Source organism: Mycobacterium paraseoulense, assembly GCF_010731655.1.
Lineage (GTDB): Bacteria > Actinomycetota > Actinomycetes > Mycobacteriales > Mycobacteriaceae > Mycobacterium > Mycobacterium paraseoulense.
Window position 1 is genome coordinate 2,468,019 of sequence record NZ_AP022619.1, and the last position, 22,715, is coordinate 2,490,733.

Consider the following 22,715-nt stretch of genomic DNA (forward strand, 5'->3'; position numbering starts at 1 on the left):
TTTGCCTACATCTTGATCGCGGGGATCAACCTGCTGAGATTCCAGACCCGGTCTCTCCGGGCACACAGGCAGGAGATCGCCAGTGCGGCAGCCGTTATCCCGAACAGGACGATGATCGCCTGCCAGAGTCGGGCGTCGATGCCGCCGAGTATGAGCTGCCGGAGTCCGTTGACGCCGTAGGTCATCGGGTCGAAGCGATGCAAGATCTGGAAAGGCCGTGACGTGGTTTCCACGGGATACATGCCGCCCGCGCTGACGAGCTGCAACATGAGCAGGGCCATGATCAGCACCCGGCCCACCGCCGGGCCGACAAGTGCGTTGATCGCCTGTGTCGCGGCCACGAATGCGCCGGAAATCAGCATCATGAACGCCAGCATCGACGCCGGGTGAACGGCGTGCACACCGAGGGCGAACCGGACCACGCAGTAAAGGATGATGGCTTGGAATACCGCGATCGCGGCGGCAGGTAGGTAGCTGGCGAGCACGACGCGGATCGCGAGCACCTCCGCGGCGATCGCGCGACTCTGCAAGGGGCGCAGCACCATCCACAGCACCAAGGCACCGAAGAATAGGGCGAGCGTAAGGAAGAACGGAGCCATTCCGGTGCCGAAGTTGGGCGCGGCGTTCTCGTGTGAAGCCTTGAGTTGGACCGGACCACCGATGGTGTCCGCGACCGCATCCTTTTGCTGGGTTGTCCAGTTGGGCACCTGCTTGGCCCCGTCGGTGAGTTTGGTCGCCAGCTCGGCCGATCCCGTCTTGAGTTGTCGTGAGCCGTCGTCGAGTTTGGCGATGCCGCCGGCCAATTCAGCGTTGCCGGTGGCAACCTGCCGGGCCCCGTCGCGCAGCTGGGTGAGCTTGTCCGTCAGGTCCTGTCCCTTGCTGCCCACCTGGTCGAGCGCCGACCCGAGCGGACTGCCCGGGTTACGCAACCCCGATGTCAAGGCGATCGCCGCGTTCTGCGCATCGGTGAGCTGCTGGCGGATCTGGGGCGTGAACTGGTGGCCCCGGAGCTGATCCTGGATGCCGCGCAGGTTGTTGGCCAGCGGATCCTGTCGTGCGGAGAGCTGATCGATCACCGACGAGAGCGAGTTTGCGGCGGCATCCTGCGCCGAGGCGATGGCACCGATCTGGTCGCTGGCCTGCTGAAGCGCGGTTGCGCCCTGTTGCAGTTGCTGCGTGCTGCCGCCGATCTGTGACAGCGCCCGGCTTACCGCGAGCAGCGGGTCGGTGGCCTGGTTGATCCCGTCCGAGAGTTGCTTGGCTCCGGCGGCAAGCGTGGCGGAGCCGGACCGGGCGGTGTCCAGACCGGCCACCAACTGACCAGCGCCGTCATCGAGTTGAGCGGCCCCGTCGGCGGCCTGCTTTATACCGGATCCCGACGAAACGACCACCGACAGAACCTGATTGACGGCTTGTCCCGAGATCCGGCTCGACACGGCGTTGAGTACCTGGCCGATGGCGGTGCGACCGATACTCGTCGAGATGTAGTTGTTGGCGTCGTTGTAGACGGCGATCAGGTTGGCCTTCTTGGGTTGCCCGGTCACCGGTGATGCGATCGCCGCGCTGAAGTCCGGCGGCAACTCGACCATGAAGTAGTACTTGCCGTGGTCGACTCCGTTGCGTGCCTCCGCCAAGTCAACGACGTGCCAGTCCAAACCGCCGTCCGCGGTCAGGCTCTTGGCGATCTCCGCGCCGGCGTTGAACTGCTGGCCGGACACGACGGCGCCCCGGTCGGAGTTGACCAGCGCCACCGGCATCTTGTTGGCGTGGCCGAAGGGATCCCAGAACGCCCACAGATACAGCGCCCCGTAGACCAGCGGCAGCAACATCAGCACGATGATGGCCACGCGCGTCAATCGGCTGCGGCCGAAACGCTTGATCTCCGAGCCGAAGGCGAGTCCAGCCAACATCGTCAATTTCCTCCGGTCAGGACGCGGCGATCGTGAAGCTCGTGCTCGGGTGCGTCGGTGCCGAGCGGGTTGGTCACCCCGACGATGACGGTGCGCCGCTTGGCGATCACACCCAGCCGTTCCACCGCGACCGCTCGCCGGGAATTGTCGCGCACTTGCTCGAGGTCGCCGACCACCAGAATCGGACGATTCGACATCAGCGCGAGCGTGATGCGCAGTAAAAACAGTTCCAGGTCGGACAATTCGACGATGAAGGTGTCCGAGGACGGCGGCGGTATGTCGCCGAAGACCTCCGTCAGCTCGGCCGGACCCGATTGCAGCGGCACCGATGAATACCACGGCGCCAACCACCGGCGTTGCTCGGCGAGCACGGTCCCCACGGTCACCGACTCTTCGAGTTCATCGATGTCGTCGAAGGCTGCGATCGAGCAGTGCCGGCGGATCGCGCGCGGCGTCGTTTCGCCGAGCACGCTCAGCGAGCCGTGACTGGCCTTGAATCGTCCCGCGAGCGTCAGCAACAGCGTTGTCTGACCCGGACCGCCGGGCATCTGAATGGCGTGAAACCCCGGCGTCAGGGCCAGGTCGACCCCCGAGAACAGCGGCCCGTGCTCACCGTCGACCCCCAATCCGGCGGCGGTGATCGCCGGTGCGATGTCGTCCGGTACCTCTTTCGCATCCATGGTGTGGCTTTCCCTAATCGCCGGAAACCGGAATCGATTCCAGCAGTGCGGTGATGAGTTGCGCGAGCAGCTCGGGGTTGATGGTTCCCGGACGCAGCACCTCTTCCATCGCGACGCCCAGGTTGAGGGTGACGACGAGCTGGGCGATGTCGGCCAGCCGCCGGTCCCCCGGCACGGTGTCGGTCGATTCGACGATGTGCAGCGCCTGGTCGGCCGCGGCGCGACGGCGCTCGATCAGGCGTTCCCGAAGCTGCGGATCGCGCTGGGCGCGCAGCCAGTACTCGACGAGCAGCACGTAGTAGTCGGAATGGTCGCGGACCGAGTCGAGCACCGACCGGCTCACCTCGCGCGCGGCCGCGGCGGTGTCGCCGTCGCTGCGGTCCAGCGCTATCGCGATCTGCTCACCACGTAGCTCGAACTCGCGGTCGACCAGGGCCAGGAACAGCTCGTCCTTCGACTCGAAGTTGGAATAGACCGCGCCCTTGGTGAAGCCCGCGGTCTGACCGATCGCGTCGATGGTGGCGCCGGCGAAACCCTCGGCCGCGAACACCTTCGACGCCGCATCCAGGATCCGGTCGCGAACCTCGCCGCGGGTGGGGCGGGTGCGAAGCGGTTTGACGGGCGACATGTGCAGCAGCATACCCGTCAGTATCGATTGGATACTAGCGAGTATCGAAGATCACCCGGGCAGCGGGCCGTTTCGGGGCCGGCTCCGGCGTCGTCGGCCGCCCATCGTCACACCGGCGTGCCGCTCGGCGCCCGTCGCCACGCAGGCGTGACGCGCGTCGGTCCGCCGCCGCGGCTAGGTGACCGCGGCCAAGGTGTGGTCCCACAACTCGCGCGCGAGCACGGGATTGTCGGCCGCACGGTTTGCCCTCGCGACTGTGCCCTTCGAGTAGTACTCGCCGGATGCCCAGTCGACACCGGGCGTGCTGGAGGCCAACCACACCAGTTGGTCGGCACCCTGGTCCGGAGTTTTGATGAGCCGGCTGATCGGAGTGCGCTGCATGGTCGTCAGAAAACGTGAGCCCGACGAGTGACCGATGTTGGTGTTGACAAAGCCCGGGTGCACCACAGCGGCCGAAAGCCCGTCGGCGTGGTAGCGCCGATGTAATTCCCTGGTGAACAAGATGTTTGCCAGTTTCGCCAGGGCGTACGCGGTGCTCGGCCGACGCCGGTCGGTCGTTTCGAAATCGGCGAGGGTGACGTTGAAAAGCAGCCGCTGCGACGAGCTCGACGTGTTGACGATGGTGGCGTGCGACGCGACGAGCACGTCGAGCAATGCCGTGGTGAGCAGAAATGGCGCCAGGTAGTTGACCTGCAGAGTGATCTCATGGTCGTCGACGGTCTTGTGCAGCTTGCTGAACACGCCACCGGCGTTGTTAGCCAACACATCAACGCGCGGGTACCTGGAGCGAATCTTGCCGGCCAGGGCCCGCACTTGGCGCAGGTCGGCGAAGTCGGCCACGAAATAGTCGGCGTCGAGATCCGCGGCTACCGCGGCGGCTTTGCTTTCCGTCCGTCCGACCAATACGACGTTCGCGCCGCTGCGGTGCAGCCGGCGGGCCGCCGCGGCGCCGATGCCGTCGCTGGCGCCGGTGAGCACAATCGTCTTGCGCGTCATTGCCCAGTCCTCCCCGGGGAGTCTAACCGGGGCGGCAGGGTCTTCCGGGTCACGCCAACGTGTAGCGCACCGGAAGGTGTTTGAGGCCGCCGACGAAGGTGGTCGCCACCAGTTCCGGTTCACCGGTCAGCTCAATCGATTTGAGCCTGGGCAGTAGCTCGGTGAAGAAGCTGTTGACCTCCATGCGGGCCAAGGCCGCGCCCATGCAGAAGTGCACCCCGTAGCCGAAGGCCAGGTGCTTGTTGGGGTCTCGCCCGACGTCGAAGCGGAACGGGTCGGTGAAGACATCCTCGTCGCGGTTGGCCGACACGTAGGACAACAGCAGTGAATCCCCGGCCGCGACGGGCACCCCGCGCACGGTGGTGTCTTCGGCTGCGGTGCGCATGAATTCCTTGACCGGGGTGACCCAGCGGATCATTTCCTCGGTGGCCAGTGGCATCAAGCCGAGGTTGTCGCGCAGCCGCTCGAGCTGGTCGGGGTTTTCGATGAGCGCCTGCAGGCCACCGGAGATGGTCGCGCTGGTGGTGTCGTGCCCGGCGGTGGCGACGATGAGGTAGTACGACACGGTGTCGATGTCCGACAGCGGCTCGCCGTCCACGCGGGCGTTGGCGATGGCGGACGCCAGATCCTCGGTCGGGTGTTCGCGGCGCGACTCGGTCACACCGTTGAAGTATTGGAACATGTCGAATAACGCGGGCAGCTGGTCCTCGTTGCTGGTGCCCCGCTTGAACTCGGAGTCGTCGCTGCCGAACAATTCCTGGGTCAGCTTGAGCATCCTGGGGAAGTCGGCCTCCGGCAGGCCGAGCAGCGACATGATCACGTAGAGCGGGTAATTGACCGCCACCTCCTGGACGAAATCACACTCGGGACTTGCGGCCATCATCTTGTCGACGTAGATCTTGGCGAGCTCGTCGACGCGAACTTTCAATGCGCGCATCGCCTTGGGCCTGAACCAGTCGGAGCCGATCGCGCGCACCACCCGATGCTGCGGATCGTCGAGGTGGATCAGCGTGCGCACGCCCGCGGCCGCCTGCATCTCGTCGCCCTCGGCGTTCGTCAGGACCGGGCGGGGCCAGTTGGTGAACAGCGTGTTCTCACGTTCGATGTCCATGATGTCGGCGTGCTTGGTGATCGCCCAGAAGGGCCGGTAGTCCGGAACCTCGACCCACGACACCGGTGCGTTGGCGCGCAGGTGAGCCAGCGCCGCGTGCAAACGCCGCTCGTCGGTGTAGGCCAAGGGATCCGCCAGCAGTTTGGCGGACTCGTCTACCGTGGTTGTGCTCACTCGCGAAACTCCTTCAGTGCGGCCGTGATACAGGACTGGGAGGCGTTGTAGAAGATCGGCAGGACCCGGTCGACCGCGCCGTGGCAGCGATCCCTGAGAGCGGCGGCGACGCTATCCACCGGTCCGACGACGGCGAACGCGGCGAGCATCTCATCGTCGATCAGCCCGCCCATGGCGTCCCATTCACCCGCGATCGAGAGGCGGTGCAGTTCGGTCTGCAGGTCTCCCCAACCGTGCAGCTCCAGCACCCTGCGGTACGCGGGCGTCGACCCGTAGAAGGCGACCTGCTTGCGCACCGCGGCGGTGGCGGCGGCCAGTTCATCCTCGTTCTCCCCGGTCGCGATCAGCACCTCACTCGACACCTCAACGTCGCTGCGACGTCGGCCGGCTCGCTGCATGCCGCGCAGCAGCGCCGGCAGCGTCACCTCGTCCAGGTAGCGCTTGGAAACCATCGGGTGCCCCAGGTGACCGTCGGCGACCTCGCCACACATCTCGGTCATCGCTTCGCCCACCGCCGCGATGAAGACCTTTGGCGCGGAATAGGGCTGCGGCTCCGGGGTGAACATCGGGGTCATGATCTTGTGCGTGTAGAAATCCCCCTCGAAACGCAGCTTCCCGCCGTCTTTCCACGCGGACCAGATCGCGTGCAGGGCGGAGACGAACTCGCGCATCCGGCGCGCGGGATGGCTCCACGGCATGCTGAACCGCTTTTCGATGTGGGGCTGAATCTGGGTGCCCAGCCCAAGGATGAACCGGCCCTTCGAGTACGCCTGCAGGTCCCACCCGATGTTGGCGACGATCATCGGATTGCGGGCGAACGCCACGGCGATGTTGGTGCCGAGTTCGAGTCGCGACGTGTGCTCGGCCGCCAGCAGTAAGGGCAGGAACGGGTCGTGACTGGTCTCCGCCGTCCAGCCGCCGTCGTACCCGTCGCGTTCCAGGGCGACCGCCGCATCGGTCACTCGCGCGAGTTGATTGGGGATGCCCCCGTCGACCTTGAGGCGGGCGGCGTCGGCCATGCGGGTAACTTTACAGTAAGCAATCCAGTATGTGACCCTGCAATCGTGGCGATCGCAAGCGCGGCGAAGCCGGGCGCGGCGGGTCGCCACCATCGGATCGTGGCGATCGCAAGCGCGGCGAAGCCGGGCGCGGCGGGTCGCCACCATAGGATCGTGGCGATCGCAAGCGCGGCGAAGCCGGGCGCGGCGGGTCGCCACCATAGGATCGTGGCGCTCGCGTGACGAAACTTCCATGAGGTAGGACATAGGCATGCCGAAAGCCCAGGACTGGGGAGAAACGCTCGACGACCTCGGGCGGCGCCGTCAGCGCGCGTGGGGTATGGGTGGTCCCGAACGCCTCGACAAGCACCGCGGCAAGGGCAAGCTCGACGCCCGCGCGCGCATCGAGCGCCTCCTCGACCCGGGGACGTTCCGCGAAATCGGCACGCTGGTCGGCGGCGACATCGCGGCCGACGGGCTGATCGTCGGCTCCGGATCGATCAACGGTTCGCCGGTGATGTTGGGCTCGGAGGACTTCACCACGATGGCCGGCAGCATCGGACCGGGCGGCAACTCCAAGCGCTACCGCATCGCCGAACTCGCGCTGCGGGACAAGGTTCCCCTGGTGATGCTGCTCGAAGGCGCCGGCTTTCGTCCTGGCGGTGGGCATTACGGCCGCACCCCGACCGACCTGCTCGCCCAGGCGCAGTGCTCGGGCCTGGTACCGACCGTCGCCGCCGTCCTCGGCCCCTCGGCCGGGCATGGCGCCCTGGTCGCCCCCGTCTGCGACTTCCGGATCATGAGCCAACAGGGCGCGATCTTCACCGCCGGACCGCCGGTCGTCAAAGAGTCCACCGGAGAAGAGATTTCGAAGGAGGACCTCGGCGGCCCCGTCACCGCCGTGCCGAGCGGGGTGATCCACAACGTCGCCGAGGACGACGAAGCCGTGCTCGCCGATATCCGGCGGTACCTGTCGTATTTCCCGCCGAGCGCCTGGTCGTACCCGCCGTCGCTGCCGCCGGATTCGGACAGCGAGCCACGTGCGACGCCCGAGCTGCTCGACATCGTCTCCCGCGACAACCGCCGCGTCTACGACATGCGCGCCGTGCTCGACGTGGTCTTCGACCGTTCCGACTGGTTCGAGGTCCAGCCGAAGTATGGCAAGGCGATCATCTGCGCCTTGGCACATCTCGGTGGCCACCCCGTCGCGGTCGTCGCCAGCCAGCCCAACGTGCTCGCGGGCTCGATCGACGCCGACGCGGCGGACAAAGCGGCACATTTCATCATGGTGGCCGACTCGTTCCACCTACCCATCGTGTTCCTTGCGGACAACCCGGGCATGCTGCCCGGCAGTCGCTCCGAGCGCAGCGGCGTGCTGCGCGCCGGTGCGCGGATGTTCGCCGCGCAGACGGCGGCAACCACGGTCAAGTTGCACGTCACCTTGCGCAAGGCATACGGATTCGGCTCGATGGTCATGTCGCTATTGGGCTTCGATCACCAGAGCGCGACGTTCGCTTACCCGGGCGCGACCATGGGCGCCATGAGTGCAGCAGCGCTGGGCAGGGCGACGCACGCCGGTGAGGACATCACCGCGAAGCTGCGTGACGCCGAGTTGCAGGCGTCCTATCGCTCGGCCGAACATCTGGGATTCGACGAACTCATCGACCCTCGCGAGACGCGTGATGCCCTACTCAGTTCACTGCTTCGCGGACTTTCGAGCCGGCAGGCCGCGGCGGAGCCGGTCAGGCGGACCGCCATCCTGCCCTGAGGCGCTAATCCCCCGCCCGATACGCCGCGACCACGGGCTCGAGTTCGTCCGGCGTGGCACCGTGCATGATCACCGCGTCGGCCCCGTAGTCGAATTCCTTGCGGACGCGGTCCGCACATTGCCGAGGCGAACCGGTGGCCGACGGCTCCAGCCACTCGTCAGGAATCAGCGTCGCGATGTGCTCGATCTGCTCGGCCGTGGCCTTGTGGTCGATCCCGCCCGCGATCGACGTCACCACCGGGTCTTCCCGGAAGCGTTGCAGTACAGCCGGATCCCAGTGGTTGGTCCGCACCATGAGGTCGCCGTAGCCTTGCAGATAGGTGGCCAGTCGCGCGACCGTCTTCTTGAGCCGCAGCTCCTCGGGGAGGTGGTCACCGACGGTCGCGAAGCACGACCACACCCGGACGTTGTCCGGGTCGCGGCCGGCCTTCTCGGCCGCGGACTTGACGGTCTTGACGCAGCGCTGCAGCGTCTCGGGGGTGAAGTAGGTGTGCAAGATGACGTCGTCGAAGATCCGGCCCCCGAGGTCGAGAGTCTTGGGCCCGAAAGCCACCAGCGCCAACCGGATGTCCTCGTTGAAGTCCGGGTCCAGGAACAGGATGGGGTACTTGCCCATCGGTCCGTCGTGGTTGAAGATCAGCTCGCCGTGCCACAGGCGGCGCATGACCTGGGCCCAGTCCTCCATCTGCGCGGTCGTGACCGCGGGTATCCCGAACGCCCCGTAGATGGCCGCGATGCCCCGACCGATCCCCAGCGTGAAGCGCCCACCGGAGAGCCGGTGCATGGTGGTGGCCCACGACCCCGTGATCAGCGGGTGGCGGGTGTTGTGATTGGTTGCCGCGGTGGCGATCCGCATCCGGGTCGTCACCGCGCACGCGGCCCCCGTCAGCGACGACGCCTCTTTGACGTTCCAGCGCTCGGAGATGAACGCGGTGCCGAAGCCCAGCTCCTCGCCGCGGCGGGCCTCGCCGATCAGTGTTGCCGGGCCCTCCCCGCCGGCACCGGCCAATAGGTAGTAGCCCAACTCATCGAGAGTGCGATCGCTCAACTCCAAACTCCTTGCTGGTAGCCACAATTCCATACTTCGGCGATCTTCCCGTCGACGACGCGGAACACCTCGATGCTGGCGACATTTGTCTCAGTGCCGTCTTTGGCGGTCATCGACGAGTCGTAGACGATCGCAACGTGCTCGCCGTCGTCGCCGGCGGCGACGATGTTCAGATCGAAGCGCAGGGTGTCGAACATCGCCCAGACGTCCCTGACCCGGCTGACCGCCTGCTTGCGGGTGAGGGTGTGCACCTCGCCTACCCCGTGCCGAATTACCGTGTCGGCGAACAGCTCCTCGGCCAGGGTCAGGTTGTGCTCGTTCCAGACGACCAGGTTGTACAGCTCGACCACCTCACGCGCCGTGCGCGGGGCTGCCATCAGCCGGCCACCTCGCGCAGGAATCGGTCGGTCACCTCTCGCACCCGCCGGGAGAAGATGTGCCCGACGTGGCTGCCGTCATACCAGTACAGCTGGCCGCCCCAGCGCTCCTGCAGCTCAACCGTGGGATCGCGCATCGCCATCCGGTCGTGCCAGGCGCCGACGATGAGCCGGCGATGTGGCGGCGGTGCCGGATCCACCCGCAACGGATCGATCACCGAGGTCAGCTTCGCGACCTCCGGGGAGGCCAGCAGGTCGCGCAATCCGTCCCGCGACGATCCCCAGCGCCCCAGGTGCCGCGCGATCATCGCATTCAGCCCGAGGATTGGCGTATACAGCGCCACCGCATCGATCTGCCTCTCCAGGTGCGAAATCAGCGCCGCGACCGGGGTCCCCATCGAAACCCCGGCTACCACAACCGCACTCGCTTGTGGTTGTGCCCACCGCACCACGGCGCGGATCTCCGACACCGAGCGCATCATGCCGGCGACGTTGCCCAACGGATCCATGTCGGGGTAGGCGGGCCATTCCCGGCGCCGGCAGCCGTGACCGGGCTGCACCGGCAATGCGACGTTGAATCCCAGGTGGTGATGTATTCGGCCGATGCGGGTCAACAACAGGTCTTCCGTGCCGCCCTGACCGGCGCCGTGCACCCAGATGAGCCACGGTCTCGGGCCGTCGGTGTGCCGGCACAGGTGCACCACCGCCCTCGCCGGTCCGCCCAGGCCCTCGGCTTCCAGGGTTTTCGGCAACGCCGGATCGTGCTCGAACGCCATCCGCTCATACGCCAGATTGCCGATGCGTCGCCGCCGCACCGAGGTCGCGCGCAGCGGCGCCGGTTCCGCGTGCGCGCCGTCGATGCCCAGGGCGGACAACTCCCCTGCCGCGTCCGTGCAGCCGGCCGAGGGGCGCATCACCGCCGGGCTCCCGCCGAGCAGCGAAAAGCCGCTCAGCACAAGTTCGTCCAGCATGACCTCGCCGAACTGTCGGAGCCCACGCGGCGATGCCTGAGCCCAGCCCGCCGACTCGGTCAACCCGGCCACCGCGCGGGGCAGCACCATCGCGAATTCGCGGGTCGCCTCCCGGGCCAGGCCCAGACCGCGGGTCAGCCTGGACATGCCACGTTGCCGCCGTCGCACCACGGGTGGGCCGGCGCGGTCGGCGCAACGAGCGCGGCTGCCTCTGTCATTTCGCTCCTTGCCGTGCACGGGCCGGACCGCTGAAATCTATACTGTAACGGACTTAGTATCGGGCGATCGGAGGCGCCGGCGTGAAAGTGCCCTTCACCTGGAAGGTCACCGGGTGGTTCATGGTCGGATGGTCTCCCGAGTTTCCCGTCGGCGAGGTACGGCCGCTGCACTACTTCGGCGAGGACCTGGTCGCCTATCGCGACGCGTCCGGGGAGTTGCACGTCCTGGAAGCGCACTGCAAACATCTCGGCGCCCACATCGGCCACGGCGGCAAGGTGGTGGGCGACTGCGTCGAGTGCCCGTTTCACGGCTGGCGCTGGGGCCCGGACGGCACCAACCGGTACATCCCCTACCAACCGGACCGGCCCAACCGCGCGCTGCGGCTGCGGGTGTACCCGGTGCGCGAGCAGTACGACTGCGTGTTCATCTGGCACCAGCCGGAAGGCAAGGAGCCGCAGTGGCAGATGCCGGACATCTTCAAGAAGTTTCCGCAGTTCGAGACCGACCCGGCGGCCTACTACCGCGCGTATCCGGAGTTCTCCCGGCGCGCCGAGCGCGAACCGGTGCATCCGCAGATCGTCGCGGAGAACGCCCCCGACAGCGCCCATTTCGAATACGTGCACCACGCCACCGTGACGCCGCGGGTGCTGGACTACAAGATCGTCGACCACGAGTGGCAGTTCGTCGCGGGGTGGCCCGACGCGCGCAGCGACAACCCCGAGGATCTCGCGTTACGGTTCCACAGCCACCTGTTCGGCCTGGGCGGGGCGATCAGCGTGTTCGAGGGAGCACAGAACCATCGGCTGATCTTCACCTGCACTCCGGTCGACGACGAGTGTTCCGACCTCTTCTACTCCATCTGGTGGCCGCGGCTCCCCGGCGACACCGCCGACGTACCGCACGGCAGGCTGCGCGACGTGATCGAAAAGCAGTTCCTGTCCACCGTCTTCGACGATCTGCAGATCTGGCGCTACCAGAAGTACGTCGAAAACCCGGCGCTCTCCAAGGTTGACGCGAAAGGCTATATGGCACTGCGGAAGTGGGCCAAACAGTTCTATGACGTCCCGCCGGCAGTACCCGCGCCGGCATGACAGCGAACCTTGCCGAAATCGCGGCGCCCCAGCACACCGCGATCGTCACGCAAGAGTGCCAAGGGGCGGTCATCGGTCCCGACGCCGGGTTGGCGATGCTGGCCGAGGAGGCCCGCCGGGTCGCTTTGCCCAACATCGTCCGGCTGTTGCCGGCGGCGCGGGCGGCTGGGGTACGCGTCGTGCACTGCCTGGTGCAGCGACGGCCCGACGGCCTAGGCTCCAACCACAACGCCAAAATCTTCGCCATGGGGCACGATCACGTCGACATCACCCCGGGCACCCCGGGTTCGGCCGTGCTGCCCGAATTGGGCCCCGAGCCAGGGGATCTGACGCTGAGCCGCTGGCACGGCGTCGGGCCGATGGGCGGCACTGACCTGGACGCGGTATTACGAAATCTGGGGGTGTCCAGCATCGTCGTCGTCGGGGTCTCGCTGAACATCGCCATCCCCAACGTCGTCATGGACGCGGTCAACGCCGCCTATCGCGTGATCGTTCCCCGGGACGCCGTAGCCGGCATACCCACCGAGTACGGAGAGGCCATCATCGCCAACACCCTGTCGCTGCTCGCGACCATCACCACCACCGACGAGTTGCTCGACGTCTGGACGGGGCGATGACCGACACCGCAGGAGTTCGCGGCGGAGTCCCGGAGGTCAAACCCGTCGAGGATGCCCCCGAAGAACTGGGTCCGTTCGTCGCCGCGCTGCGCCGCCTGCAGGACCTGACCGTGTCCACCAATCCGGACCCCGCGTTTTGGGCCGCCGCGACCGTGCACCTGCAGAACGCTTGCGCTCTGCTGGACGGCCACCAGGTTCCGGAGACCGAGTCGGTAGCCGGCCGAGTGCTGAGCCTGCCCGGGTTGGCCCATCCCTTGATGCCGCCGTGGATGGTGACTGAGTCGGGCCCCGACGGTGTGAGCATGGCCGGTCATTTCACCACCTCACACATAGGCGGGAACCGGGCCGTGCACGGCGGGATGATCCCGCTCTTTTACGACTGGCTACTCGGCATGGTCGTGTCCACCGCGGGCATCCGGCCGACCCGCACGGCCTACCTCCACGTCGACTACCGGAACATCACCCCAATCGACGAGCCGCTGGCCGCCCACGGCCGCATCACCGACGTCGAGGGCAGGAAGATCTTCATCTCGGCTACGATGACGGCCGCTGACGGCACGCTGCTCACCGAAGCCAACGGCCTGATGGTCCGACTGCTCCCCCACCAGCCTTGAGAGGCCTGATGTCGCACACAGCAACACAATTCACGGTGCCTGCCGTCGCGGCGGCCGTCGCGGCCGCCATCCCCGATCGGGAGCTGCTGATCCAGGGCGAACGGCGCCACACCTACGCCCAGGTGATCGAGCGGTCGCACCGCCTCGCCGCGTACCTGCGTTCCCGTGGTTTGGGCTGCCACACCGAACGCTCCGCGCTCCCCGGCCATGAGGCCGGTCAGGACCTACTCGGCATCTACGCCTACAACGGGAACGAATTCGTCGAGGGATTATTGGGCTCCTTCCAGGCCCGGGTCGCCCCCTTCAACGTCAACTTCCGCTACGTCAAGAGCGAGCTGCAATATCTGTTGGCGGATTCGGGGGCAACCGCGCTGATCTACCATGCCGCGTTCGCGCCCCGGGTGGCCGAAATACTGCCGGACCTCCCGCAGCTGCGGGTGCTGATTCAGATCGCCGACGATTCGGGCAACGACTTGATCTACGGCGCAGTCGATTACGAGAAGGCGCTCGTGTCCTGCGCACCCGAGCCACCACCGGTGCGGCATTCACCGGACGATCTGTACGTCCTGTACACCGGCGGCACGACGGGAATGCCGAAAGGCGTGCTGTGGCGTCAGCACGACATCTTCATGACGTCCTTCGGCGGGCGCAACCTGATGACCGGCGAGCCGTTCGGGTCCGTCGAGGAGATCGCGACGGGTGTTCTCGCGGGCCCCGGCACCAAGCTGATGATCCTGCCGCCGCTGATGCACGGCGCGGCCCAGTGGAGTGTGATGACGGCGATCACGACCGGGCAATCCGTCGTCTTCCCGTCGGTCGTCGACCGCCTGGACGCCGACGACGTCGTCCGCACCGTAGAGCGCGAGCGGGTGAGCGTGGTGACCGTGGTCGGCGACGCGATGGCCCGCCCGTTGATCGCCGCCATCGAGAAGGGGATCGCGGACGTGTCGTCACTGGCCGTGGTCGCCAACGGGGGCGCGTTGCTCACTCCGTTCGTCAAGCAACGGTTGATCGAGGTCCTGCCGAACGCGGTCGTGGTCGACGGCGTCGGATCCTCGGAGACGGGCGCTCAGATGCACCACATGTCCACCTCGGGGGCGGTGTCGACCGGCACTTTCAACGCCGGACCGGACACGTTCGTGGCGGCCGAGGATCTGAGCGCCATCCTGGAACCGGGTCATGACGGGATGGGCTGGTTGGCGCAGCGGGGTTACGTTCCGCTTGGCTACAAGGGCGATGCGGCCAAGACGGCCAAGACATTTCCCGTCATCGACGGGGTGCGGTATGCGATTCCCGGTGATCGGGCACGTCACCGCGCCGACGGCAGCATCGAACTGCTGGGCCGCGATTCGGTGACGATCAACTCGGGCGGCGAGAAGATCTTCGTCGAGGAGGTCGAGACCGCGATCGCGTCGCATCCTGCGGTGGCCGACGTGGTGGTCGCCGGGCGGCCCAGCGAACGATGGGGCCAGGAGGTGGTCGCCGTGGTCGCGCTGGCGCAGGGCGTCCACGCCGACGCCGAGGAGTTGGTCGCACACGCCGGGCAATCGTTGGCTCGATACAAGCTTCCCAAGGCGATCGTGTTCCGCGCGGCGATCGAGCGCAGCCCGTCGGGCAAGGCCGATTATCGGTGGGCGCGCGAGCAGGCGGTGAACGGCTGACCCCAGAGCAATCCGTGACGCCGGCCCGGTGGCCCGCGCCGCCCGCTTGACTACCCCCGGTTCGCCCCGCCGTTTCCAGCGGGCCTGCCCATATTGTCTACTGTAAGAATTACAGTACGATCTTACGCAAGGGCTTGCCGTTCACGCTGAAGATGCTGGAGATCTAAGGTGCCGACCAACGTTCACGCCGCCGCCGGTGCCGACGGCCAGACCGTCAGCCTGCGTGATCCGTACCCGTTCTTCGCCCGCAAACGCCGCGAATCCGGGGTCTTCCGCGGGACGGTGATGGACTACTCCAAGACGCCCGAGTCGCTGATGCCCAAGCGCGAGTACTCCGCGGTGTCCTTCGGCGCGGTGAACACGGTGTTTCGGGACGGCCGGATTTTCAGCTCCGCGCCGTATGACAAGACGATCGGCCTGTTCATGGGGCCGACCATCCTGGCGATGGAGGGTAAGAAGCATCGCGACCATCGCAACCTGGTGTCCGCGGCGTTCAAGTCCAAGGCGTTGGCCCGCTGGGAGAACACCATCGTGCGGCCGATCTGCAACGCGCTGATCGACGACTTCATCGACGCCGGCCAAGCCGACCTGGTCCGCAATTTCACCTTCGAATTTCCCACCCGCGTCATCGCGCAGCTGCTGGGGCTGCCCGCCGACGACCTGCCGACGTTTCGCCAGCGCGCCGTGCAGCTGATCAGCTACCACGTCGACTACGAGCACGCCTTCGAGGCGTCTGCGGCGCTCAAGGAATACTTCGTCGAGCAGATCGAACAGCGCAAGTCCCACCCCACGCAGGACATCATCGGTGACCTGGTCAACGCGGAGATCGACGGCGAAAAGCTAAGCGACGAAGCGATTTACTCCTTCCTGCGGTTGCTGCTGCCGGCCGGGCTGGAGACCACCTACCGATCGTCGGGCAACCTGCTGTATCTGCTGCTCACCCACCCGGACCAGTTCGCCGCGGTCCAGGCCGACCGCGCGCTCCTGCCGCAGGCGATCGAGGAAGGGCTGCGCTTCGAGACGCCGCTGACCACGGTGCAGCGATTCACCACCGAGGACACCGAGCTGGAGGGCGTCGCGATCCCGGCGCGTTCGGTCGTCGGGGTGTGCATCGGAGCCGCGAACCGCGACGAACGCCGCTGGGAGCGTCCGGAGGAATTCGACATCTTTCGCACGCACCTGCCGCACATCTCCTTCGCCGCCGGCGAGCACACGTGCCTCGGCCTGCACCTGGCGCGGCTGGAAACCCGCGTCGCGGTCGAGTGCCTGCTGGACCGGGTGACCGACGTCAGGTTGCTGACCGACGACGACCCGCACATCCACGGCCAGCCATTCCGTTCACCGACGGCGCTTCCCGTGACGTTCGCCGCGAAGTAGGGTCCGAAAATGGTAAAAGTCATGTCGGGCTTCCGGGTCCTGGAACTTGCCCAATTCACGTTCGTCCCGGCGGCGGGAGCCATCCTGGCCGATTGGGGCGCCGACGTCATCAAGGTCGAGCACCCGCTGCGCGGCGACACCCAGCGCGGCTTCATCAATATGGGTGGCATCCAGCTTGATCCGGAGCGGCACCCGCTGATGGAACATCCCAACCGCGGCAAGCGCAGCGTCGGGATCGACGTTTCAACGCCGGGCGGTCAGGAAGTGATCTACGAACTGGCCAAGACCTCCGATGTGTTCCTCACCAACTACATGCCGGCGCAGCGGCGAAAGCACAAGTTCGACGTGGAGCACATCCGCGCGGTGAACCCGAACATCGTGTACGCGCGCGGTTCGGCGTACGGCGACAAGGGCGCCGAGCGTGACGTGGGTGGCTATGACGGGACGGCGTTCTGGACGCGCAGCGGCATCGGCTACGCGCTGACGCCAGAGCAGCTGGGTGGCGCACTGGGGCAAGGCATTCCGGCATTCGGCGACTCCATCGGCGGCATGTTCATCGCCGGCGGCATTTCGGCGGCGTTGCTGCATCGCGAGCGCACCGGCGAAGCCCTCGAGCTCGACGTGTCGCTGCTGAGCACGGCGTGGTGGGCGGCGGGGGCGAGCGTGACGCAGGGCATGGAGACCGGACAGGTGATGCGCACTCCCATGCCGGGTTCGGCCACCGCGATGTCGGTGAACCCCTTCATGGGCAACTACGAAACCTCCGACGGCGGCACCATCAACCTGTGCATCATCAGCCCGACCGGCTTGATCCGCGACACGTTCGAGCATCTCGGCATCCCCGAGGCGGCCGACGATCCCCGCTTCTCCGACGTGCTGCCGCTGATCCAGAACGCCGGCGCGGCCGCGGAGCTGATCGCAGAGGCCTTCGCCGGCAAGCCCTTCGACTATTGGCGACAGCACCTGAAGACCATGAAGGGTCAGTGGGCGCCGTTCCAGAGCCTCCTCGACCTGGTCAACGACGAGCAAGCCCTGGCCAACGACATGGTCAGCGAGGTCGAGCTCGCCAGCGGCGGAAAGCCTTTCCGCGTGGTGCGCGGTCCGGTGCAGTTCAACCACGAGCCCCTGGTGACCACCCGGGCGCCCCAGGCCTCCGAGCACACCGAGATCGTGCTGATGGAGCTGGGCATGGATTGGGACCGCATCGAGGAACTGAAGGACTCGGGAGCCATTGCGTGACAGTCGGCATGAATGACGTGGCGATCATCGGGGTCGGCCTGCACCCGTTCGGCCGCTTCGAGGGCAAGTCCGCGATGGAAATGGCCGCGGACGCCATCCAATTCGCGATAGCCGACGCCGGCATCGAATGGCAGGACATTGAGGCCGCCACGGGCGGCAGCTGGACGGTGGCGAATCCCGACGCGATCGTGGCCATGGTCGGGCTGTCGGGCATCCCGTTCACCAACGTGTTCAACGCATGCGCGACCGCGGCCAGCGCCGCCAAGGCCTGTGCCGATGGTATCCGGTTGGGCGACTATGACATCGGGATCGCCATCGGCCTGGACAAGCACCCGCGCGGTGCCTTCACCGAAGACCCGGCCCTGGTGGGGATGCCGCGCTGGTATGCCGAGAACGGGCAGTACCTGACGACCAAGTTCTTCGGCATGAAGGCCAACCGGTACCTGCACGACTACGACATCTCACAGCAGACACTGGCCAAGGTGGCCGCCAAGAACTTTCGCAACGGGGCATTGAACCCGAATGCCTTTCGCCGCAAGCCGATCTCCGAAGACGACATCCTCAGCTCGGCGATGCTGAATTACCCGCTCACGCAGTACATGTTCTGCGCGCCCGACGAGGGTGCCGCCGCGGTCGTGATGTGCCGCGCCGACATCGCGCACCGCTACACCGGCACGCCGATCTTCTTGCGGGCGGTCGAGGTGCGCACCCGCCGCTATGGCGCCTACGAGGTCAACACGACCTTCGCCCCGGTCGACGAGGACGTCTCCCCGACCGTGTACGCCTCCCGCGCCGCGTTCGAGAAGGCGGGGGTGGCGCCGCAGGACGTCGACGTCATCCAGCTGCAGGACACGGACGCCGGCGCGGAGATCATCCACATGGCCGAGTGCGGGTTCTGCGCCGACGGAGAGCAGGAAAAGCTCCTGGCCGACGGCGCCACCGAGATCGGCGGTTCGATGCCGATCAACACCGACGGCGGGCTCATCGCGAACGGCGAGCCGATCGGGGCGTCGGGCCTGCGCCAGATTCACGAACTGGTGCGCCAACTTCGCGGCGAGGCCGGCGATCGCCAGGTGGCCGGCGCGCCGCGCGTCGGGTTCGCGCAACTCTACGGGGCGCCGGGCACGGCCGCGGCGACGATCCTGACGACCTGACCGGGGCTGCGCGCTACCCGGGCGCGCTATGGCCGCAAGTGCAGCGCTGATCGGTGGGCACCCGCTTCATCACGCTCTCGGCGTGTGCGCCACACCCCGCCCAGGTGATCTTTCCGCAGCGCCGGCAGCGCACGGGGTAGCACATGGTTGTTCCTACCGTTCAGAGCGAAGCGATTGGGCCACTACGCCTCCACAGCAGCTTTGCGCTCGGCGATCTTGGCGCGCACCTTCTCCATGTCAAGACCCTTGACCTGGTCGATCAAGTCGTCCAGCACGGCTGGTGACATCGCTCCCGGCTGGCTGTAAATGAGGATGCCCTCGCGGAACGCCATGATTGTCGGCACCGAGCGGATGCCCACAGTCGCAGCCAGTTCGCGCTCGGCGTCGGTGTCCACCTTGGCGTACACGATATCCGGGTGGCTCTGCGAGGACCGCTCGAAGACCGGCGCGAAAGCCCGGCATGGCCCACACCACGGGGCCCAGAAGTCAACGAGCACGATCGGACTCGCGAGGACCGTCGACTCGAAGTCGGCGGCGGTCAGTGTCTGGACGGTCATGATTGCTCCTTTCGAGCTTTGATGGTTACGACCGAATCTGGTTCCGAGAGGGCTATTGAGTCGATCCGGAGGCGGGATCGGCGGCGCTGTCGGCGAATTCGCAGAAGGCGCTGTAGGCGCGCGCACCGTAGATCGTGGCCGGCCCACCATGCATGAGGATGCTGACGCCGATCGCCTCGGCGGCCTCTTCCTTGGATGCTCCGGCACGGGCCGCCCCTTGGGCGTGCGAGGCGATGCAGCCGTCACATCCGGCGACGACCCCGATCGCCATCGCGATCAGTTCCTTGAACTTCTTGTCCAGGGCGCCCGAGGTCAGTGCGCCGTTGCTCATCTCGGCGAAACCCCGGTACACGTCGGGGATCATCTTGCGCAGGGCGCGGTGCTGGGGGTTGAGGTCGTCCAGCACCTGTTGGTAGTGAGTGTGCTCTGTCATGACATGTACAATACCTATACGGGTAGGGGTATTCCCGCGGACCGGCTAATTTTTCCTCCGGTGCGCATCTACCTCGCCCAAAAGAGTCCATCGGCCCTAGGAAGGCGCCATCGCGGCGCGCACTCTGGCCTTGGAGCGCTCGGCGTTCCCAGATGCGGTAGACACACCGCGCGGGGATGCCGGCGCAGAGAGCAGAGGAGCATCAATGGCACGAGTCGTCATCCTCGGCGCTGGCATCGCCGGGCATACCGCTGCGCTACACCTTCGCCGATGGCTGGGCCGCAGTCACGAAGTCGTCGTGATTTCCCCCAACGCCGACTGGAACTGGATCCCGTCGAACATCTGGGTCGGGGTGGGCCGCATGGATCCCGCCAAGGTCCTGATTCCCCTCGAACCCATCTACCGCCGCAAGGGCATCGTGTTTCACCAAGCGCTTGCCACCGCGATCCATCCGGAGGGCACCAAAGATCAGTCGGCGCCCTCGGTGGACTTCACCTACACCGATGAGGGGCACGGCGGGCGGAGCGGCACCATTACTTATGACTACCTCGTCAACGCCACCGGACCGCGCCTGAACTTCGCGGCCACCCCCGGGCTCGGCCCCGCCGGCCACTCATACTCGGTGTGCACCGCAGCCCACGCCGTCGACGCGGCCGAGGCGCTGGACCGGGTCATCGCCAGGATGAAGGCCGGCGAGAAGCAGCGCCTGGTCATCGGCATCGGACACGGCACCTGCACCTGCGAGGGCGCGGCCTTTGAGTACGCCTTCAACGTCGAGCACACGTTGCGAGCCGCCGGCGTGCGGGACCTGGCTGAGGTCGTCTACCTCACCAACGAGTACGAACTGGGCGACTTCGGCGTCGGTGGCATGAGTTTCGTCGAAAAAGGCTTCGTGCAGTCCAGTCGGCTGTGGACCGAGTCGCTGTTCCGTGAGCGCGGCGTCAAGGCCATCACGCAAGCGGCAGTCCACGAGGTGATGGACGGCAAGCTGCGCTACGAGCAACTCGACGGCAGAGAGCACGAACTGGACTTCGACTTCGCCATGCTGCTACCACCGTTCAGGGGAGCCGAACTGGCGGCATACGACAAGGACGGCAACGACATCAGCTCCGTTCTCTTCGCGCCATCGGGCTTCATGAAGGTCGACGCGGACTACTCGGGCAAGCCCTATGACGAGTGGTCCGCGGAGGATTGGCCGCACACCTACGAGTCCCCCGCCTATCCGAACATCTTCGCACCGGGCATCGCGTTCGCGCCCCCGCATCCCATCTCCCGGCCGCGCACGAGCCCCAACGGAACCGTGATCACGCCCAGTCCGCCGCGCACCGGCATGCCGTCGGGCATCATGGCCAAGACGGTCGCTGAGACGATCCGCGACCGAATCACCAAGGGAACGGCCGCGGTTGCCCACCGCGCCTCGATGTCGAGCATGGGCGCCGCGTGCGTCGCCTCGGCAGGCACCGGTTTGCGCGAAGGCTCGGCCGCTGCCATGACGATGTTCCCGGTGGTCCCCGATCCGGTGAAGTACCCGCAAACCGGTCGTGACATCGCCGGCACCTCCGGTGAGCTCGGCCTGGCCGGCCACTGGATCAAACTACTGCTGCACTATCTCTTCATTTACAAGGCGAAAGCCCGCCCATTCTGGTGGCTGATCCCTGAGTGAAAGGCACTTCGATGGACGACGGAACCTCCTACTCGGACGTGAACGCGCTGACCGCCGAGCGCATCGCCGACGCACCGCTGCCCACTCCGGCAAGGCTGCGGATGCGGCAGAACGTCTTCGTGCAATTCGGGCGTTTCATCCGTATCAATCTCAAGATGCTGCGGATTATCTACGGGCACGGCTGACGCGCCGGCCCGCATCGACAGGCAGCGATCCGGTGGCGCCGGGTCAGGAGACCTTCTTGACCGGCGGCGCGTACGCGGGCTTGCCCAGCCCGAGCATGTACTGGGCGATCATGTTGCGGAACACCTCCAGCGTGCCGCCGTAGATCCCCACCAGTGGGGCGAACCGGTAGGCATATTCGGCGCTACCGTCGTCGGCGGCACCCTCGGTTCCATAGGGCAGCGCGGACGCGGCGCCGAGGATGTCCATGAGTTCGGGAGAGATGTCGCGCATCGTTTGCGCGATGGCGACCCGGCCGAAAATGCTTGGGGTGGCCAGCGCCGTCTCCAGTCGGGCGACGCAGCGGCCCAGGCGATATGCGACCGACGCGTCGTCGATGAGTCGGCGCCCGTCGCCGTCGGCTCGCGTCACGCGCGCAGCCGCCTTATCCACCGCATCGGACAGAGACCCGGCCTGGTGCATCATGATTGACGTATCCTGCAGCCCGTCGGGGGCGGCGGCGACGGCGCCGTGCTCGACGTTGAGCGGTTCCCGCAGCACCGTCCAGCCACCGTTCACCTCGCCCAGCCGGTACTTGTCGTCCACGCGGACGTCGCTGTAGTAGACGATGTTGGTCCGATCGCCATCCACCGTCCGGATTCCCTGAATGTCGATGCCCGGCGAATTCAGCGGCACCAGGAACATGGTCAGGCTCTTGTGCTTCGGCGCGTCCGGGGCGGTGTTGGTGATCAGGAAGACGTATTGGCAGTTATGGGCTCCGGTGGTAAACATCTTGGAGCCATTAATGACCCAGCTCGATCCATCCGCCTCACGCACCGCGCGCGTCTTACAGGTGGCGATATCGGAGCCGCCCTCGGGCTCGGTGTAACCGAGGCACAATCGGACCTCACCGCTGAACACCTTCGGCAGTACCTCGTCACGCAGTTGCGGCGACCCGAACTTGTCCACCGAGCGGGCCACCATCGCGGTCGTCCCCCAGGTCACCCAGGGCACGTGTGCGCGCCGCTTCTCCAGCTCCCAGATGCGCCGCCGTACCCGGGTGAAACCGCCGTCGGATTCCGGTTTCCACTCGGCCGCCAGATAGCCTGCGGCGCCGAACTTCAGGTGAAGGCCTTCGTCGAAATTGTCGCCGGTCTCGCGGTCTCGGCGCCTGATCTCCTCGGTCATGTGCGTGGCCAGAAAGCTGCGCGCCTCGTCGCGGAACGCCTGGTCTTCGTCGGACAGCTCGACGCGGGAGAAATCCATG

General features: G+C 66.6%; 22 protein-coding genes. 10 read left to right on the forward strand and 12 right to left on the reverse strand.

Annotated elements, in window-relative coordinates:
• Nucleotides 1-5: 5 nt before the first annotated feature.
• The 6 genes from G6N51_RS11285 to G6N51_RS11310 all read right to left on the reverse strand — a co-directional run bounded on the left by G6N51_RS11285 (nucleotide 6) and on the right by G6N51_RS11310 (nucleotide 6,518).
• Entirely contained in the window at nucleotides 6-1,910 is a 1,905-nt protein-coding gene (locus G6N51_RS11285) for a YhgE/Pip domain-containing protein (RefSeq protein WP_083170334.1), read from the reverse strand.
• A gap of 2 nt (nucleotides 1,911-1,912) precedes the next feature.
• Nucleotides 1,913-2,590 carry an ATP-binding cassette domain-containing protein gene (locus G6N51_RS11290; protein ID WP_083170331.1) on the reverse strand — a complete coding sequence of 226 codons (678 nt, stop codon included), beginning with the start codon at nucleotides 2,588-2,590 and terminating at the stop codon, nucleotides 1,913-1,915.
• A gap of 13 nt (nucleotides 2,591-2,603) precedes the next feature.
• Complete coding sequence (locus G6N51_RS11295) at nucleotides 2,604-3,230, reverse strand: TetR/AcrR family transcriptional regulator (protein ID WP_083170329.1); 627 nt, start codon at nucleotides 3,228-3,230, stop codon at nucleotides 2,604-2,606.
• A gap of 162 nt (nucleotides 3,231-3,392) precedes the next feature.
• The gene (locus tag G6N51_RS11300; protein ID WP_083170328.1) at nucleotides 3,393-4,214 is read right to left on the reverse strand and encodes an SDR family NAD(P)-dependent oxidoreductase; all 822 of its coding nucleotides are present in this window, start codon (nucleotides 4,212-4,214) and stop codon (nucleotides 3,393-3,395) included.
• 49 nt (nucleotides 4,215-4,263) lie between these two features.
• Nucleotides 4,264-5,499 (reverse strand): cytochrome P450, encoded by a 1,236-nt coding sequence (locus G6N51_RS11305; protein ID WP_083170327.1) that lies wholly within the window; start codon nucleotides 5,497-5,499, stop codon nucleotides 4,264-4,266.
• Complete coding sequence (locus G6N51_RS11310; protein ID WP_083170326.1) at nucleotides 5,496-6,518, reverse strand: LLM class F420-dependent oxidoreductase; 1,023 nt, start codon at nucleotides 6,516-6,518, stop codon at nucleotides 5,496-5,498. The genes G6N51_RS11305 and G6N51_RS11310 overlap by 4 nt, the downstream gene beginning before the upstream one ends.
• 250 nt (nucleotides 6,519-6,768) lie before the next feature.
• On the opposite strand from G6N51_RS11310, the gene G6N51_RS11320 reads away from it, so the two are divergent.
• Nucleotides 6,769-8,265 (forward strand): acyl-CoA carboxylase subunit beta, encoded by a 1,497-nt coding sequence (locus G6N51_RS11320; protein ID WP_083170325.1) that lies wholly within the window; start codon nucleotides 6,769-6,771, stop codon nucleotides 8,263-8,265.
• Between the two features lie 4 nt (nucleotides 8,266-8,269).
• Here the strand turns inward: G6N51_RS11320 and G6N51_RS11325 are convergent, their stop codons facing one another.
• Genes G6N51_RS11325 through G6N51_RS11335 form a run of 3 tightly spaced genes read right to left on the reverse strand, consistent with a single transcriptional unit; the run spans nucleotide 8,270 to nucleotide 10,808 of the window.
• Nucleotides 8,270-9,313, reverse strand: a complete 1,044-nt coding sequence (locus G6N51_RS11325; protein WP_174814311.1) for a TIGR03857 family LLM class F420-dependent oxidoreductase — start codon at nucleotides 9,311-9,313, stop codon at nucleotides 8,270-8,272.
• Complete coding sequence (locus G6N51_RS11330) at nucleotides 9,310-9,690, reverse strand: nuclear transport factor 2 family protein (RefSeq protein ID WP_083170321.1); 381 nt, start codon at nucleotides 9,688-9,690, stop codon at nucleotides 9,310-9,312. Before G6N51_RS11330 ends, G6N51_RS11325 begins: the two co-directional genes overlap by 4 nt.
• On the reverse strand, nucleotides 9,690-10,808 hold the full coding sequence (locus tag G6N51_RS11335) for a PHB depolymerase family esterase (RefSeq protein ID WP_083170319.1): 1,119 nt from the start codon (nucleotides 10,806-10,808) through the stop codon (nucleotides 9,690-9,692). The genes G6N51_RS11330 and G6N51_RS11335 overlap by 1 nt, the downstream gene beginning before the upstream one ends.
• Nucleotides 10,809-10,960: 152 nt before the next feature.
• On the opposite strand from G6N51_RS11335, the gene G6N51_RS11340 reads away from it, so the two are divergent.
• The 7 genes from G6N51_RS11340 to G6N51_RS11370 all read left to right on the forward strand — a co-directional run bounded on the left by G6N51_RS11340 (nucleotide 10,961) and on the right by G6N51_RS11370 (nucleotide 18,633).
• Nucleotides 10,961-11,971, forward strand: coding sequence for a Rieske 2Fe-2S domain-containing protein (locus G6N51_RS11340; protein WP_083170317.1), 1,011 nt, complete (start codon nucleotides 10,961-10,963; stop codon nucleotides 11,969-11,971).
• Entirely contained in the window at nucleotides 11,968-12,588 is a 621-nt protein-coding gene (locus G6N51_RS11345; RefSeq protein ID WP_083170315.1) for a cysteine hydrolase, read from the forward strand. Before G6N51_RS11340 ends, G6N51_RS11345 begins: the two co-directional genes overlap by 4 nt.
• The gene (locus G6N51_RS11350) at nucleotides 12,585-13,202 is read left to right on the forward strand and encodes a PaaI family thioesterase (protein WP_083170313.1); all 618 of its coding nucleotides are present in this window, start codon (nucleotides 12,585-12,587) and stop codon (nucleotides 13,200-13,202) included. Before G6N51_RS11345 ends, G6N51_RS11350 begins: the two co-directional genes overlap by 4 nt.
• 8 nt (nucleotides 13,203-13,210) lie before the next feature.
• Nucleotides 13,211-14,863, forward strand: a complete 1,653-nt coding sequence (locus tag G6N51_RS11355; RefSeq protein WP_083170311.1) for an acyl-CoA synthetase — start codon at nucleotides 13,211-13,213, stop codon at nucleotides 14,861-14,863.
• Between the two features lie 168 nt (nucleotides 14,864-15,031).
• Entirely contained in the window at nucleotides 15,032-16,240 is a 1,209-nt protein-coding gene (locus G6N51_RS11360; protein WP_083170309.1) for a cytochrome P450, read from the forward strand.
• Nucleotides 16,241-16,261: 21 nt separating this feature from the next.
• The gene (locus G6N51_RS11365) at nucleotides 16,262-17,479 is read left to right on the forward strand and encodes a CaiB/BaiF CoA transferase family protein (RefSeq protein ID WP_083170307.1); all 1,218 of its coding nucleotides are present in this window, start codon (nucleotides 16,262-16,264) and stop codon (nucleotides 17,477-17,479) included.
• 8 nt (nucleotides 17,480-17,487) lie between these two features.
• Nucleotides 17,488-18,633, forward strand: a complete 1,146-nt coding sequence (locus G6N51_RS11370; RefSeq protein WP_083170512.1) for a thiolase family protein — start codon at nucleotides 17,488-17,490, stop codon at nucleotides 18,631-18,633.
• Between the two features lie 182 nt (nucleotides 18,634-18,815).
• On the opposite strand, the gene trxA is transcribed toward G6N51_RS11370, so the two are convergent.
• Together trxA and G6N51_RS11380 are read right to left on the reverse strand one after the other, a co-directional pair.
• Entirely contained in the window at nucleotides 18,816-19,190 is a 375-nt protein-coding gene (gene trxA, locus G6N51_RS11375; protein WP_083170305.1) for a thioredoxin, read from the reverse strand.
• Between the two features lie 52 nt (nucleotides 19,191-19,242).
• Nucleotides 19,243-19,623: a carboxymuconolactone decarboxylase family protein gene (locus G6N51_RS11380; RefSeq protein WP_083170303.1), complete on the reverse strand. Its 381-nt coding sequence runs from the start codon at nucleotides 19,621-19,623 to the stop codon at nucleotides 19,243-19,245.
• A gap of 205 nt (nucleotides 19,624-19,828) precedes the next feature.
• On the opposite strand from G6N51_RS11380, the gene G6N51_RS11385 reads away from it, so the two are divergent.
• Nucleotides 19,829-21,286 (forward strand): NAD(P)/FAD-dependent oxidoreductase, encoded by a 1,458-nt coding sequence (locus G6N51_RS11385; RefSeq protein ID WP_083170301.1) that lies wholly within the window; start codon nucleotides 19,829-19,831, stop codon nucleotides 21,284-21,286.
• 11 nt (nucleotides 21,287-21,297) lie between these two features.
• Entirely contained in the window at nucleotides 21,298-21,471 is a 174-nt protein-coding gene (locus G6N51_RS11390) for a hypothetical protein (protein WP_158086206.1), read from the forward strand.
• Between the two features lie 43 nt (nucleotides 21,472-21,514).
• Here G6N51_RS11390 and G6N51_RS11395 read toward each other — a convergent pair whose 3' ends face one another.
• Nucleotides 21,515-22,714 carry an acyl-CoA dehydrogenase family protein gene (locus G6N51_RS11395; protein ID WP_083170299.1) on the reverse strand — a complete coding sequence of 400 codons (1,200 nt, stop codon included), beginning with the start codon at nucleotides 22,712-22,714 and terminating at the stop codon, nucleotides 21,515-21,517.
• Nucleotide 22,715: the final 1 nt, after the last annotated feature.

What these genes read in the sequence shown, in the direction of transcription:
- G6N51_RS11350 (WP_083170313.1), top strand. Translation starts at nt 12,585, where the DNA reads ATGACCGACACCGCAGGAGTTCGCGGCGGAGTCCCGGAGGTCAAACCC.
- G6N51_RS11395 (WP_083170299.1), bottom strand. Translation starts at nt 22,714, where the DNA reads ATGGATTTCTCCCGCGTCGAGCTGTCCGACGAAGACCAGGCGTTCCGC.
- G6N51_RS11370 (WP_083170512.1), top strand. Translation starts at nt 17,488, where the DNA reads ATGAATGACGTGGCGATCATCGGGGTCGGCCTGCACCCGTTCGGCCGC.
- G6N51_RS11355 (WP_083170311.1), top strand. Translation starts at nt 13,211, where the DNA reads ATGTCGCACACAGCAACACAATTCACGGTGCCTGCCGTCGCGGCGGCC.
- G6N51_RS11300 (WP_083170328.1), bottom strand. Translation starts at nt 4,214, where the DNA reads ATGACGCGCAAGACGATTGTGCTCACCGGCGCCAGCGACGGCATCGGC.
- G6N51_RS11295 (WP_083170329.1), bottom strand. Translation starts at nt 3,230, where the DNA reads ATGCTGCTGCACATGTCGCCCGTCAAACCGCTTCGCACCCGCCCCACC.
- G6N51_RS11310 (WP_083170326.1), bottom strand. Translation starts at nt 6,518, where the DNA reads ATGGCCGACGCCGCCCGCCTCAAGGTCGACGGGGGCATCCCCAATCAA.
- G6N51_RS11390 (WP_158086206.1), top strand. Translation starts at nt 21,298, where the DNA reads ATGGACGACGGAACCTCCTACTCGGACGTGAACGCGCTGACCGCCGAG.
- G6N51_RS11330 (WP_083170321.1), bottom strand. Translation starts at nt 9,690, where the DNA reads ATGGCAGCCCCGCGCACGGCGCGTGAGGTGGTCGAGCTGTACAACCTG.
- G6N51_RS11285 (WP_083170334.1), bottom strand. Translation starts at nt 1,910, where the DNA reads ATGTTGGCTGGACTCGCCTTCGGCTCGGAGATCAAGCGTTTCGGCCGC.
- G6N51_RS11365 (WP_083170307.1), top strand. Translation starts at nt 16,262, where the DNA reads ATGTCGGGCTTCCGGGTCCTGGAACTTGCCCAATTCACGTTCGTCCCG.
- G6N51_RS11380 (WP_083170303.1), bottom strand. Translation starts at nt 19,623, where the DNA reads ATGACAGAGCACACTCACTACCAACAGGTGCTGGACGACCTCAACCCC.
- trxA (WP_083170305.1), bottom strand. Translation starts at nt 19,190, where the DNA reads ATGACCGTCCAGACACTGACCGCCGCCGACTTCGAGTCGACGGTCCTC.
- G6N51_RS11345 (WP_083170315.1), top strand. Translation starts at nt 11,968, where the DNA reads ATGACAGCGAACCTTGCCGAAATCGCGGCGCCCCAGCACACCGCGATC.
- G6N51_RS11320 (WP_083170325.1), top strand. Translation starts at nt 6,769, where the DNA reads ATGCCGAAAGCCCAGGACTGGGGAGAAACGCTCGACGACCTCGGGCGG.
- G6N51_RS11290 (WP_083170331.1), bottom strand. Translation starts at nt 2,590, where the DNA reads ATGGATGCGAAAGAGGTACCGGACGACATCGCACCGGCGATCACCGCC.
- G6N51_RS11385 (WP_083170301.1), top strand. Translation starts at nt 19,829, where the DNA reads ATGGCACGAGTCGTCATCCTCGGCGCTGGCATCGCCGGGCATACCGCT.
- G6N51_RS11335 (WP_083170319.1), bottom strand. Translation starts at nt 10,808, where the DNA reads ATGTCCAGGCTGACCCGCGGTCTGGGCCTGGCCCGGGAGGCGACCCGC.